The 14181-nt window shown below is 29.6% G+C and carries 13 protein-coding genes and 3 pseudogenes; 4 read left to right on the forward strand and 12 right to left on the reverse strand.

What is annotated here, in order from left to right; genetic code table 11:
- Positions 1-302: 302 nt before the first annotated feature.
- Positions 303-1861: pseudogene (locus GRQ01_RS05610) on the forward strand (GspE/PulE family protein).
- Positions 1858-3029 (forward strand): annotated as a pseudogene (locus tag GRQ01_RS05615) (type II secretion system F family protein). The pseudogenes GRQ01_RS05610 and GRQ01_RS05615 overlap by 4 nt, the downstream one beginning before the upstream one ends.
- On the opposite strand, the gene GRQ01_RS05620 reads toward GRQ01_RS05615, so the two are convergent.
- From GRQ01_RS05620 to GRQ01_RS05665, 10 genes are all read right to left on the reverse strand, one after another.
- Positions 3026-3787: a TSUP family transporter gene (locus GRQ01_RS05620; protein WP_158334827.1), complete on the reverse strand. Its 762-nt coding sequence runs from the start codon at positions 3785-3787 to the stop codon at positions 3026-3028. The pseudogene GRQ01_RS05615 and the gene GRQ01_RS05620 sit on opposite strands and share 4 nt — an antisense overlap.
- Before the next feature lie 8 nt (positions 3788-3795).
- Positions 3796-4554, reverse strand: coding sequence for a TIGR02757 family protein (locus tag GRQ01_RS05625; RefSeq protein WP_158334828.1), 759 nt, complete (start codon positions 4552-4554; stop codon positions 3796-3798).
- Between the two features lie 10 nt (positions 4555-4564).
- Positions 4565-6391: a flagellar hook-associated protein FlgK gene (gene flgK / locus GRQ01_RS05630; RefSeq protein WP_158334830.1), complete on the reverse strand. Its 1827-nt coding sequence runs from the start codon at positions 6389-6391 to the stop codon at positions 4565-4567.
- Positions 6392-6400: 9 nt separating this feature from the next.
- Positions 6401-6835: a flagellar protein FlgN gene (locus GRQ01_RS05635; RefSeq protein ID WP_158334831.1), complete on the reverse strand. Its 435-nt coding sequence runs from the start codon at positions 6833-6835 to the stop codon at positions 6401-6403.
- Positions 6836-6876: 41 nt separating this feature from the next.
- The gene (locus tag GRQ01_RS05640; protein WP_158334832.1) at positions 6877-7074 is read right to left on the reverse strand and encodes a flagellar biosynthesis anti-sigma factor FlgM; all 198 of its coding nucleotides are present in this window, start codon (positions 7072-7074) and stop codon (positions 6877-6879) included.
- 63 nt (positions 7075-7137) lie between these two features.
- Positions 7138-7449: a rod-binding protein gene (locus GRQ01_RS05645; RefSeq protein WP_158334833.1), complete on the reverse strand. Its 312-nt coding sequence runs from the start codon at positions 7447-7449 to the stop codon at positions 7138-7140.
- Positions 7449-8495, reverse strand: coding sequence for a flagellar basal body P-ring protein FlgI (locus tag GRQ01_RS05650; RefSeq protein ID WP_158334834.1), 1047 nt, complete (start codon positions 8493-8495; stop codon positions 7449-7451). Before GRQ01_RS05650 ends, GRQ01_RS05645 begins: the two co-directional genes overlap by 1 nt.
- 61 nt (positions 8496-8556) lie before the next feature.
- Positions 8557-9240: a 16S rRNA (guanine(966)-N(2))-methyltransferase RsmD gene (rsmD, locus tag GRQ01_RS05655; protein ID WP_158334835.1), complete on the reverse strand. Its 684-nt coding sequence runs from the start codon at positions 9238-9240 to the stop codon at positions 8557-8559.
- Positions 9233-9616: an ornithine carbamoyltransferase gene (locus tag GRQ01_RS05660; RefSeq protein WP_158334836.1), complete on the reverse strand. Its 384-nt coding sequence runs from the start codon at positions 9614-9616 to the stop codon at positions 9233-9235. Before GRQ01_RS05660 ends, rsmD begins: the two co-directional genes overlap by 8 nt.
- Positions 9613-10686, reverse strand: coding sequence for a DUF5644 domain-containing protein (locus GRQ01_RS05665; RefSeq protein WP_158334837.1), 1074 nt, complete (start codon positions 10684-10686; stop codon positions 9613-9615). Before GRQ01_RS05665 ends, GRQ01_RS05660 begins: the two co-directional genes overlap by 4 nt.
- An 86-nt stretch (positions 10687-10772) precedes the next feature.
- Between GRQ01_RS05665 and GRQ01_RS05670 the strand changes: the two genes are divergently transcribed.
- Together GRQ01_RS05670 and truD are read left to right on the forward strand one after the other, a co-directional pair.
- The gene (locus tag GRQ01_RS05670; RefSeq protein ID WP_158334838.1) at positions 10773-11594 is read left to right on the forward strand and encodes a thiamine-phosphate kinase; all 822 of its coding nucleotides are present in this window, start codon (positions 10773-10775) and stop codon (positions 11592-11594) included.
- Complete coding sequence (gene truD / locus GRQ01_RS05675; protein ID WP_158334839.1) at positions 11563-12681, forward strand: tRNA pseudouridine(13) synthase TruD; 1119 nt, start codon at positions 11563-11565, stop codon at positions 12679-12681. Before GRQ01_RS05670 ends, truD begins: the two co-directional genes overlap by 32 nt.
- 11 nt (positions 12682-12692) lie before the next feature.
- Here the strand turns inward: truD and prfB are convergent, their stop codons facing one another.
- The gene (prfB, locus tag GRQ01_RS05680; RefSeq protein ID WP_158334840.1) at positions 12693-13790 is read right to left on the reverse strand and encodes a peptide chain release factor 2; all 1098 of its coding nucleotides are present in this window, start codon (positions 13788-13790) and stop codon (positions 12693-12695) included.
- A 190-nt stretch (positions 13791-13980) separates the two neighbouring features.
- A pseudogene (locus tag GRQ01_RS05685) lies at positions 13981-14181 on the reverse strand (sugar transferase); the annotation flags it as partial.

Here is a 14181-nt window from a genome sequence, read left to right on the forward strand (position 1 = left end):
AAAAGCATTGCAAGAGAATAATAAAATAAAGATCGATTCTCAAGCTTTAAATATCGCATATTTGCAAAAGTCTTTTTATCAAAATCCTAGCTATAAAAAGGCTTTAAATTTAGCAAATAAGTACTTTGAAATTCAAGCTTATAAAAAGTCAATATTTTGGGCTTTAAAAGCTAATGAATTAGACAGACAAAAACAAGATTCTTGGCTGATTTTTGCAAAAGCTAAAAGAGCTTTAGGTCAAGAAAGAGAGGCCAAAAGAGCTTTACAAGCTTATATGAATTATTATGGTTTTATAGAATTAGATGGAAAATAAAATGGATGCGATTTTTAAAGCTTATATTGATAATACTATGGAACTTGATTTTATTTGTAAGGAATTTTCTTTTAGCGTTGATGAATTTTTTAAAAATTTAGCTGATTTTTGTAATGTTAATTTTATTGATTTGGATCAATGTGATAGTTTTGTTTATGAAGGGGTGCCTTTTTCTTTACTTTTGAAATTTCAATTTTTACTCATTAAAAATAATGATGAGTTTTTGGTTCTTAGATCTAAACCTTGTTCTTTAGAACTTTTAGAACAAATAAAAAATTTTATAGTTTGTGAAAAAATAAGCGCTGCAATTGTTAATGAGTTAAAAATTACTAAAATTCTTAATCAAATTCGTGTCCAAGAGAGGGTTAAAAACTAAGCATTAAACTTAGGCTTGAGTGGCAAGAGAAAGAAAAAAGAGATGATTAAAGTTGTATTAGTCAGATTTTTGAGTTTTTGTTAAATGAAATTTTACCATTAAATGCTAGTGACATTCGTATAGAAGCCAGATTAGAGGATGCTTTAATAAGGTTTAGAGTTGATGGCATTTTGCGTGAGTTGGCAAATGTTGAAAAAGATATTTATGAAGCTTTGGTATTTCATATTAAGTTTTTAGCTTGTTTGAATTTAGCTGAGTCAAGAAAGGCACAAGATGGAAGCTTTGAATGTGATTTTAAGAATGAAAAATATGATTTGCGTGTTTCGTGTTTGCCTTTGATTTATGGAGAAAGCGTTGTAATAAGGATTTTAAAGCATAATAAAGAAATTTTGGAATTAGATAGGTTGAATCTAGGGAGTAAAAATTTAGAACTTTTAAAAAATACTTTGCATTATCCTCACGGGATGATTTTATTAACAGGTCCTACAGGAAGCGGCAAAAGCACGACTTTATACGCTTGTTTAAATGAGTTAAAGAGTATAGAGAAAAAAATTATTTCTGCAGAAGATCCTATAGAGTATAAAATACCTTTAGTACAACAAATTCTACTCAATTCTAAAGCCGGGGTTGAGTTTAATAATATCTTAAGAGCTATTTTAAGGCAGGATCCTGATATTATCATGATAGGTGAGATCCGTGATGAAGAAAGTCTTGATATAGCCTTAAAAGCTTCTTTAACAGGGCATTTGCTTTTAAGTACTTTGCATACTAATGATGCTTTTTCTGCTATTGATAGGCTTGTGGATATGAAGGCAAAAGTTTATTTAGTTGCATCGGCTTTAAGTCTTGTTATAGCACAACGCTTGGTGAGAAAACTTTGTCCTTGGTGTAAGAAAAGAAGTCAAAAGCATTATATAGATTTTCAAGGAGTGTTTTTTGAGCCAAAGGGCTGTGAGCGTTGTCATTATAGTGGATTTTTGGGTAGGGAACTGATTGCTGAATGCTTAAGAATTGATGAAGAATTAGCCTGTACCATAAGAGAAAATCAAGATAAAAAAACTTTAAGAGAAATTGCTAAAAAACAAGGCTTTCAAACTATGTTTGAACAAGGTCTAGAAAAGGCTAAAGAAGGTCTTACAAGTATAGATGAGCTTTTTAGGGTTGTAAAGTGAAATTTTATGAGATAGAATTTCTTAAGAAAAATCGTAATTATAAAGAGATTATAAGAGCTAAGAATTTAAATACTGCTCAAGCAAAAGCCTTATCTAAAAACTGGACAATTTTAAATATTGAAGAACTTAAAAATCAGATTTTCAAAGACTAAAAGATGAAAGATTTATACTCTTTTTTAAGGAATTGGCTTTATTATGTGAGGCTGGATTGAGTGTTCAAGAAGGTATTGGGCAATTACATACTATGCATTCTTGTAAGATTATGAAAAAAGTATTAGAAAATTTAATCTTAGCACAAAATCTAAGTCAGGCTTTTGATAATGCTAATTTTGGATTAAATCGTGCAGAATTAGCATTGATAAAGATGGCTGAAAATACAGGCAAAATTGGAGAAGTATTTAGACAAATTTCTAAGCTTAGAGAAAAAAGCATGGAAAATAAAAGACAATTAAAAAGAGCTTTAAGATATCCTGCTTTAGTTTTTTCAAGCATTATAGGTGCATTTTTATTTCTTATGCTTTTTGTGGTGCCTAATTTTAAAGATTTGTTTGAAAATTTGGGTGCTAATTTGCCTTTTATTACGCGTCTAATGCTAGGAATTTATGATTTTTTAAATATTTATGGAATGTTTTTTTATTCTTTATTTTTTACTTTTCATTTTGATTTTAATTTATAAGCATTTTTATTCTTTTGCATTTTATTGGGATTTTATGCTTTTAAAAATACCTTTATTTTCTCGTTTGATTCTTTATAATCAAAATTATTATTTTTTTATCATTTTTTCTTTACTTTTAAGAAGCGGGATTTCTATTTCTAAAGCTTTTGATTTGGCCACTATGGGGCTTGAGAATAAATTTTTAATTTCAAAATATCAAAAAATTTTAAATTTTATGGATTCTGGTCTTGATTTGAGTCAAGCTTTTAAAAAGATTAATATTTTTGATTCTTTAGTATTTTTCATGCTTAATATTGCTATGAAAAGTGGTAAGTTAGAAGTTTTAAGTGAAGAAATTGCTAAGTATTATAAACAAAAAAATGATCATGTAAAAGAACAATTTTAGCCTTTTTAGAGCCTATAATGACTACAGTAGTAGCATTTTTGATATTCTTTTTAGCTTTAGGGATATTTTTACCTATGTGGGAGCTTAGTTCTAGGACAAATTTTTAAGAAAAATAATCCCAAGTTACTTTAATAATAATCAATCCTACTACTATTAAAAACAAGGTTTTAATAAATTTGCCTTTAGTTTTTAAGACAAGTTTTGATCCTAAATAAGCCCCTAAAATTTGTCCCATACCCATAAGCAATCCTATGCCCCATAAAAGTTCGTATTGGTATGAAAATATAATAAGGGCTATGATATTGCTTGTGAAATTTAAAATTTTTGTATTGATGCTTGCTTTTTTCATATTAAAGCCTAATAATACCACGCAAGCAAAAATCCAAAATGATCCCGTTCCAGGACCTAAAAATCCATCATAAAAACCTAGGGTTAAACCACAAATTATATGGAAAAATTTAATATTTTTTATTTTTGCTTTGTTTTGCTTGTCTAAATTAGGGCGTAAAGCTGTATATAAAAAAGTAAGGGTTAAGAAGATTAAAATAATGAGTTTTAAATGTTCCTCTTTTATAAAAAATATACTATAGCTTCCTATGCTAGCTCCTAAAGCAGTAAAAAAAATGCCCCAGGAAAGATGAGGTAAATTGGTAGATTTAAAATATGTTAAACTTGCAGTAAAAGATCCAAAAATACTTTGAAGTTTATTAGTAGCTAAAGACAAGTGAGCAGGGATTCCACAAGCTATAAGAGCAGGTAGGGTGATAAGTCCACCACCACCTACTATAGAGTCTATAAAGCCTGCAAAAATGGCTACAAAAAACAATACGAAGTAATAAATCGTATTGAAGTGTTCAAAGTCCATTTTATCCCTTAAAATTTATCAATTTCTTTACTTTGTCCTAAGCGATAAAGTGCAAAATCATATTTTACAGGATCGTTAGGATCTAATTTTTTTAGATTTTGTGTGAGTTCTACAACACTTTTATAATCATATATTGTACGTTTTAAAAGTCCTAAGGTTAAGGAAATTTTATGAGTATGCGTATCAAGGGGTATTAGAAGGTCTTTGATGTGAATTTTTGTAAAAAGTCCAAGGTCAAGTTCGTCTTTTCTAACCATCCATCTTAAATACATATTATAGCGTTTAAGAGTTGAACTTGGAGTATTTTTCCAAATTTTGCCAAAGAAAAAGTCATATCCATAGCTTGAGTAGGGGTTTAATTTCTGAATTTTTTGCATGAAGGCTAAGATAGCATCTGTGGTGCTTTGTCTTTTTTCATAAGCTTTAGTAAAAAGTTCATTAAGCGATATTTCATTTTTTAATCTTGAGAGGGTGATAAAAATTTCTTGTATATCCTGTTCATTTTGAAAGCGGTATTTTAGGCCTTTGAGTTCTTTTTGAATTTGTTTTTGATTGCAATCTAATAAAGAAAAATCAAGTTTGTTTAAAAAATTAAGTATATTTTTAGCATTGCCATAGGCAAATAATGCACAAAGTAAGGCAATAAATTCATCATTATAAATTTTAGCAATTTGCAAAGGATCTGGGGCTTGAAATAAAGCGTGCATAGTATTTTTTTTATTTGCTAAAAGATCAAGCTTGGCTTTGAGTTGATTAAATTTTTGCATTTTTAAAAGCTTAAGATTTAAGCCCTAGTAAAATATCAAGCATTTGATCTACAGTTGAAACGATTTTAGCTGCAGCACCATAGCTTGATTGATACTGTATAAGTGCGGCCAATTCTTCATTGGTATTAACACCACTTTTTGACTGGTATTCAGCATAAACAGAATTGTAAAGGGTTTGATTGCTTGCATTGATAACATTGTTATTTTCGCCATCTGATCCTATTTTTCCTGTAAGTTTACGGTAATATTCTTCTATGGTAAGATTATCAATAGTTCCATCTTTATTATAAAAATTGACTTTTTCGTATTGAAGTTGTATGATTTTATTAGCCATGTCATTACCACTGTCAACACCGTTTAAACTAGCTCTTAAAGTACTTGGATCATTGAGTATGGAATCTTTAACTTTTATATCGCTAGCATTAGATCCACTAAAAAAACCTCCTATGCTAAACGCACCGGCAAAATTAGTACCTTTATCTTCGATAGCTACTTTAAAACCTGGTTTTGCAGTGATTTGAAATAATCCATCTGCTGTTTTTGGATCATAGCTAAAGGTTGCACTAATATGATCATTAACATCATCATTAGGATTTTTATTACCGTTATCATCAGTGTTAGAATTGATTTGACGTATGATATCATCCATGGTTGTATTAACATCTATTGTGATGGTTTTAGAGAGTTTTTTATCGCCTTTATCATCATAAATAACTATATCAAAACTTCCTGGTTGTATGGTTCTATCATAATTAACTAAAGGAATGTTTCCTTCAAGTCCTAAAAGATAGTCTGAATTTATGGAACTTTTAGCAGAACTTGCATAAAGATTATTGGTTTCATTAATCATTGTTTTTGCAAAAGTATCTAAAGAATCCATATAGCCTTGAATGATTCCATCGCTGTATTTTCCTTGGTTTTTATTGTAGTTCCTACCGCGTAAGTCAAGTTGTGCTCCAAGCTGTCCCCCATGAATTTGTGCGCTAAGATCGCGGACTTTTTCATCTGGCGTTTCATAATAAATACTATAAGATTTATTTTTATCATCATAATCAAGCTTTAAAGGATGAAAATTAGTCCCATCTACTATGCTATAGCCTTCTATACTTAGATTGTATTGATGTCTTGGATCTGTGATGGTTGTTTCAAGGCGATTGTTTTGATTGATTTCATTTTTGCTTACAACTGTACTTACTAATTTTGAAAGAGTGAGTTCTAATTCATCCCTTCTATCTCTAAGCTCGTTAGCATGTTCTGTAGGTAAGGCTTCTTGGCCATAAATTTGTTTATTAATAGTGGCAATTTCTTCGCCTATTCTATTGATCTCATCTACGGTTAATTTGATATCATCATTAACTTTTTTTTGAATTTTTTCTAAAGTTGCAAAAGTATTGTTAATGCTTTGTGTTAAAGTTTGAGAAGCTTTAATTAAAGCCACTTTAGTAGCATTTTCATTAGGATTGGATGCAAAGTCATTCCAAGCTTTATTATAATTTTCTAAGTCTTTTAAAATTCCTGTATTTTGCAAGTCTGGAAAGCGTTGGGCTATTTCTTGTAAGGTTGAAGCCATGTATTTGGTGTATTCTAATTGATTTGAAGCGCTTTTTAATTTATAATAAGCATATTCATCATGTAAACGTACTATGCTTTCTACGGCGGTTCCTGTGCCTACTTGCACCCCATTTGTTGTCACATATCCATTTGTAGTTTGTATGACTCTTTGGCGTGTATAAAAAGTCGCATTAGCATTTGAGATATTATTTCCTGTTGTTGCAATTTGCATTTCATTAGCTTTTAAACCACTAACTCCTGTATATAGTGTTCCAAAAATACTCATCATAAATCCTTATACATTGATTTTAAAAATTGACTTTGGATTTGTCTTTTTATCTCCATAAGCATGATTTGTTCCATCATTAATATCAAACATTTTATTTACCAAACTATCTAGAAAATCTTTAACAATAAGAACTAGTTTAGCATATTCTTTATTTGTGCTATGAAGGTTTTGAAGATTTTTTTTAAGCAGATCTAGCTTTTGCTTGTCTTCATCATCTAAAAGTTCACTAAGTCCTTTTGTAGAACTATTATTTAATTTGACTAAAGCAGCATCAAGCTGCTTTTTAGCTTCAATAAATTCGGTAATGAGTTTATTTTTTTCTTCTACACTTGGTTTCACACTTTCGTGTTTGGCTATTTTTATATTTTTTATGTCTTCTTCAGTTAAAATAATAAGCTTTGTTAAAATAGCGTTTACTTCATCAAGTCTTTGTTTTAGCATTTTTTCTCCTTTTTTTGTCTCAAAAAAAAGAGAATGATTTATCAAAGCAAAGAATCAGCAATCGCAGTAGCTGTAGCACCTACATCGATTTTATAAGTACCATTTTTAACCTGTTCTGCGATTTTACTCACTTTATCATTTTCTGTTTTTTGAGTATTGTTTGTTTTGGTTTCCTTCTCACTTTTAGGTGTGTTTAGGGTGGTACTTACCGTATGATTTTGTTGTACGGGATTGATCATTTCTGCCTCCTTGATCTTTAGTGATAATTCTGTACAAACCCTATCGACCTAAATGAAAAAAACTTAACCCCTTTCTTTTAAAAAATCGTATAATAATTTTGAAAAACCCAATCCCCCGCTTAAAGCCTTACTCATAGTATCATTATACATCGAAGTATAAATTTCATCACTTGCATCTTTTCCAAAGAGTGAATTTTGAGTCTTTAAAGACACATCTAATACTTGTTTGAGGAAAAAAGCTTCAAAAGCATCGGTTTGTTCTTTTAAAGCTTCATCTTCTTTGCTTTGGATACTAATGTTATTGTTGTTGACTTTGATACTAGAATTTATTGTATTATTTCCATTATAAGTGTTTAAAAAATTACCTATTTTCATTATATGATCTCCAAATCTGCATTGATTGCACCTGCGCGTTTTAAATTCTCCATGATCGCTATAATGTCATTTGGAGTTGCTCCAAGTTTATTAAGCATTCTAGCGATATTTGCTACAGTGCTTTTGGTATTATTGATTCTTAAGGTATTTGATCTTGGATCTACAAAACCCCCATCTTTCATATCAATTTCATTCTGGCTTGCTGGTGCGGTATTGTTTGGATCAATTTTTATGGTGATATCTTTATGTGTGATTAAAACAGGTTCTACTTCCACATCTACTCCTGCTATAACTGTTCCTGTTTTTTCATCAATAATTACTTTGCTTTGTGGCTTATAAGCTATATCTTGTTCTAAAACTTTTGCCATAAATTCAACATTTGAAAGTTCTTGAGGTTTTTTGAGTTTAATAGTGCGTGAGTCAATAGCTTGTGCTACGCTTTCATCAAATATAGTATTTAAAACTCTTTCTATATCGTTTGCAGTTTTAAAATCTGCAACTTTCAAGCTTAGGGTTAAATCATTATTTTGATTAAAATTTTGAGGAATTTCCCTTTCTACGCTAGCCCCGCCCATTACAGTTGCAGCTGTTGAGTGCGATCCTGTTCCGCCTGGTCTTGGAGTTAACCCTCCTGTTGAAATCGATCCTTGAGCTATGGCATAAATTTCTCCATCAATTCCACGAAGCGCAGTAAGCAAAAGTGTGCCTCCTTGTAAGGATTTTGCATCGCCTAAGGAAGATACAGTGATATCTAGTTTATCTCCGCTTTGTGCAAAAGCTGGAAGTTTAGCTGTTACCATTACAGCTGCGGTGTTTTTTGATTTAATATCATTAGGATCTACTTTAATATTCATACCTTGTAAAAGATTAGATACAGATTGTAAGGTAAATTTAGAGCTTGTTCCATCACCACTACCATTAAGCCCTACAACAAGCCCATAGCCTATAAGTTGATTATCTCTTACGCCTACAGTATTTGCTACATCCTTGATTTGTACCGCTAAAATGCTTGTTATAAACAGTAAAAATATCGTTAAAACTTTCATGGATTTTCCCTTTAATCTATGATGTTTATTATAAAAAAGCAAAAAGTGTTCCAATTATAATTTAAATTATGTAAAAACTCAAACTTGTAGATCCAAATTTTTTTTCTTTAATTTTTTGGAAATTTTGTATTTTTGCAGGGGTGTTGATAATGAAGTGGTGTTCTAAAATGATGAATTTTACAGTATTTAAATTTAAATTGTTAAGGAATTTATAAATTTTTTCGTAAATATCACTAAAATTTTCTCTAATATGGAAAGGAGGATCAAGATATAAGATGATTTCATTTTTAGAATTTTCTAAGAGTTTGGGTAAAATTTCAAAAGTGTTTGCATGAATGACTTCTAAATTTGTATCAATATTTTTAGCATTTTTAAGAGCAACTTTATAAGCTTGCAAATCAAGTTCTATAGCATAAGCTTTTAAAGCATAATTACTAAGAGCTTCAGCTGCCATTAAAGCACTCCCACCGAAAGCTTCTATAAAAATTTTATCTTTTAAATCTTGTCTTATAACATTAAAAACACAATTTTTTACTATGCTTTTAGTGCTTCTTGTGGTTGTTAAATTTGGCAAAAGTAGTTTTTTTCCTTTATGTTTTCCACTTTCTATACGCACGTAGAGTTTGCTTTCTTTGGCTTTTTTAATGTTTTGTTTTGGAGTTTTGATTTCTTGTTTTTTTAGCATGGAGTTTATTTTGTTGTTTTTATTAAAAAAATCTTTGGTATTTTTTAATGTTTTATCCATCAGTGAGAGCTTTTATGAGTTGGTTTTTAAGATCTTTGATTGCAAGATCGATTTTGTTTTCATAATCTTTTTTAAATTGGCAAGCTATGGAATCGATTTTTTCTTCAAGTAATTTTTTTTGTTCTAATGCAAGTTTTAAAGCTGTGGCTTTTAGAGCATTATCAAATTCATGCAAAGAATGAAATAAACTTTCTTTACTAAAAGGTATGGTTAAAAAAGGGGAATTTTTACAGATGATAAATAAAGGCTTGTCTGTGCGAATTTTTGTATCACTTATGATAAAATCGCAGTCTTTTTTCATCACTAAATGGTCTTTAAGAAAGAGTTCTAAAGTTTTTTCTATGATAAGATCTTTACATTCTAAAGAAATTTTCATATTAAGCTTACCTTTAGAGTGTGGTTTTTCAAAGAAGGCATTTGTATGCCTTGGATGAGAGCTAAAAATTCAAAACGACTTAAAATATAAAAATCTTCAAATTCTCTACCACTTATTTGCATAAGTTTTTTTGCACAAGTATCAAAGAGATAAAAGTCTTTTTTTTCTTCTACTACTAGGAAATCAGCACCTTGATCATAAGCATCTAAAAGTATATTTGCAGCCATTTTATAGCAAAGTTCTGGATTTAAATTTAAAAGTTTAAAGCCATTATTTTTTATATTGTTTTCATAATAGATCCATTTGGCTGCAAGCTTAGATTTTAAGGCATCGCAAGCTTTAAAACCATAAAAGGCTATATTGAAATTTTTAAAATCATGTTTGATTTCTTGAAGTTCTTTAATTTCATTATCAAAAGCATCCATTTTTGGTAAATTAAAATCCAAAAGTTTTTTATCAAAAAGTCCTAAATTTAAAATTTCATTTTGTAAATTTTTTATAGTATTTTCTAAAATTTCATTTGTACTTTCAAGATGATAAAAGATTCCTTTTTCATCATTGGCTATGGTTTTTAAAATTTCTAGTTTTTTTTCAGGATATTTTTCTATCATTTGTGCTGCTAAATAAAATAAACTATCACCCATATACTCAGGGTGGAATTCTAAAATTTCGTTTGTATAGTAGAGGTGATCATATTGAGTATATAGTTTTTTATCTTCATCAGTGCCAAATTGAGCAAGGTGTTTGTATTTTTCTAAAAAATCATCTTTATTGATAATAAGATCTTTTAAGGATCTTTTAGTGCTTAAAGGTTCTATGCAAAGATAAAAATTGTGTTCTTTTGCGATTTTTTTTAAAGGAGTAAAAAGAGGCATGATTTGTTTATTTACTATGATATAAGCATTTTCATCTCTATCAAAATCAAAATAAATATCATCATCTTGCACTTGTAAAAGCAAATCATATAAAGTTGCAAAATTTTCATAATTATTATAAACATAAGGTTTATAATAGGCCTCATAATCTTTATCTTTGTCAAATCTAAAAATTCTAAGTTCTAATTTTTCCATAGTTTTCCCTTAAATATTTTTATATTATATAAAATTTTTTTAAAATTCACTAGAATTTAAAAGGAAATTTTATAAAATCATTCCTTATGAGTAAAGAAGATTTTATAATCAAAGCTTTTTTGAATGAAAAAAATGGTGATGATGGTGCTATTGTTGATAAATGGTGTTTTAGCAAGGACTTATTTTTTGAAAATGTGCATTTTAAAAGAGCATGGTTTACTTTAGAACAAATTGCTGTTAAGGCCATGCTTGTCAATATTTCAGATGCTATTGTCATGAATGCTAAGCCAAAATACGCGCTTTTAGGACTTGCATTGCCAAAAAATCTAAGTGAAAATGAGATTGAGGCTTTACACAAAGGTTTTTTAAAAACGGCTAAAAAATTTGATATACAAATTATAGGTGGTGATACGATAAGCAATGATAAAATAGACATTAGCATTACAATAATTTCAAAACTAAATGGCAAAGCGGTTTTTAGAAAAGGATTGAAAAAAGGACATTTACTTGCTTATACAGGCAGATTAGGGAGGAGTTTAAAAGGGCTTGAAATTTTGCAAAATGGAGGTGCTTTGAGTTTAAATCATGTGTTTATAAAACCTAGATTAAAACCGGATTTTTTTTATGAACTTGCCCCTTTTGTTTCTTGTGCTATGGATATTTCAGATGGTTTAAGTAAGGATTTATCAAGGCTTTTAGCACAGAATAAATGTGGTGTTTCTTGGCTTAAAAAACTTAGTGATAATGTGCTTTATAGCGGAGAAGAATATGAAATTTTGTTTGGTTTTGATGAAAAAGAGCGTCATAATATAGAAAATATCGCAAAAAAACATGGTGTAAAACTTAATATTTTTGCAAAAGCAGAGAAAGGACGATATGAATTTAAAGGAAAAGAGCATCACTTTTAAGCCTTTGTATAGTTTAAAGCACAGTTTAATTGATGTGCATTTTAGTAAAAATAGTGATGATTTTGTGGTGCGTGAAAAGCCTTTATATGAGTTTAGCGGTAAGGGTGAGCATCTTATTTTGCATATTAATAAAAAAGATTTAACGACAAATGAAGCTTTAGGAATTTTAAGTCAAGCAAGCGGGGTGAAAATACGCGATTTTGGCTATGCAGGGCTTAAAGATAAACAAGGTTTAACTTTCCAATACATTTCTATGCCTAAGAAATTTGAGAGTTTTTTAGGCAATTTTTCTCATCCTAAACTTAAAATTTTAGAAAGTTTTGTTCATGATAATAAACTAAGAATAGGCCATTTGAAAGGAAATTCTTTTTTCATACGTTTAAAAAAAGTTTTAGCAAGTGATGCTTTAAAACTTCAACAAGCTTTAATCAATTTAGATCAACAAGGTTTTCCAAATTATTTTGGCTATCAACGTTTTGGGAAATTTAAAGAAAATTATAAAGAAGGACTTGAGATTTTACGCGGTAAAAAAATGAAAAATGTAAAAATGAAAGAATTCTTGCTTTCGGCTTTTCAAAGTGAACTTTTTAATCGCTATTTAAGTAAAAGAGTCCAATTATCGCATTTTGTAAACGATTTTAACGAAAAAGAACTAAGACAAATTTATGATATCTCTAAAGATGAAGCTAAAGATCTTAAAAAACAAGATAATTTTTTTAAGCTTTTAAAAGGCGAAGTTTTAGGCCATTATCCTTTTGGCAAGTGTTTTTTATGTGAGGATTTACAGACTGAAATGAAACGTTTTTGTGCAAGAGATATTACTCCTATGGGACTTTTAATAGGATATAAAGCTTATGAAGTGGCCAAGGGCTTGGCTTTGCATTTGGAGAATGAAATTTTTAAAGATGCAATGGAATTTAAATCCCAAATGCAAGGTTCAAGGCGTTTTATGTGGTCATATTTAGAAGAATTAAAGTGGCGTTATGATGAAAAAAAAGCCCATTTTTGTATGGAATTTTTCCTACAAAAGGGATCTTATGCTACTGTGGTTTTAGAAGAAATTTTGCATAAAGATTTGTTTGAATGATCAAATGTTTTTTATTCTGTTTTTAAAGATATTAAAACACCTTCTATCATCTTTTTAATATCACCATCAAGGATGCTATCAACTTGTGAAAAGGCTTGCCCACTACGATTGTCTTTAACCTGCTGATAGGGAAAAAGTACATAAGATCGGATTTGATGTCCCCAGGCTATTTCACTTTTTTCTCCTGTATTTGCACTGTCTTGTTGTTTTGTAAGTTCTAGTTCGTAAAGGCGTGATTTTAGCATTTTAAAAGCTGTGGCTTTATTTTTGTGTTGACTTCTATCGTTTTGACATTGTACGACTATACCTGTTGGAAAATGTGTGATTCTTACGGCTGATTCTGTTTTATTGACATGTTGTCCACCCGCTCCACTAGCACGATAATAATCAATTCTTATATCTTTTTCTTCAATTTGGATTTCTATATCATCATCAATTTCAGGACTTACCATGACACTTGAAAAGCTTGTATGACGACGTCCTGCACTATCAAAAGGAGAGGTTCTTACTAAGCGATGAATCCCATTTTCTGCTTTTAAATAACCATAAGCATTTTCACCCTTGACCAAAAAGCTGACATCTTTAAGACCTGCTTCTTCGCCTTCTTGAAAGTCTAAAGTCTCAGCTTTAAAGCCTTCTCTTTCGCAAAATCTTAAATACATTCTATAAAGCATACTTGCCCAGTCATTGCTTTCTGTTCCTCCTGCTCCTGGATGGATCGAAACTATAGCATTTTTATTGTCATTTTCTCCACTTAAAAGCATTGAAATTTCAAGGCTTGTAATGCAATCTTCAATTTTAGGTGCATCATTAAATAAAGCTTGTAAAGTTTCTGTATCGTTTTCATTATTAGCAAGATCAAAAAGCTCACTTGTGTCATTTAAGGAATTTAAAGCGTCTTCATAATTTTTAAGTAAATTAGTGATTTTAGTTTTTTCTTTGCCTATAATGCTTGCTTGTTTAACATCATTCCAAAAAGACGAAGAATTTTCAAGCTCTTCAATCTCTTTAAGCCTTGTTTTGATATTTTCAGGCTTGATGATAGAGGCTATATTTCCAATTTTATTTTTAAGGGTTTTTAAAAGTTCACTAAATTCGTAATTGTCCATAAATTTTTCTTTCTTGATTTTTATGAAATGCAATTTTAGCAAATTGCATTAAAAAAGTCTATTGTATTATTAAAAGATATAAGTTTTAGGAATTTTTATCAGCATAATCTACATTATCTTCATCAATTGTCAAAGTTCCATCTAAATCAATAACTATAGTTTTCATAAATTATTTTTTCTTTTCTTTAACCTAGGCACATCTTTGAATAAAAGCTTGATGTACCCCCCTGTACCAATTATTATTAGCTTGTATGAGAGTTTGTCCTAGTTTATAGGTTAAGCATTCTTTTTCTTTTAAAGCTTCTTCATAATCAGAATAAGATTTTAAAGGAGGTAAAGCTAAATTTGGATTTTCTTTTATTTTTGCTTCATAAGAAAGTTGTTCTTTTTT

The organism is Campylobacter bilis, from assembly GCF_016806695.1.
GTDB lineage: Bacteria > Campylobacterota > Campylobacteria > Campylobacterales > Campylobacteraceae > Campylobacter_D > Campylobacter_D bilis.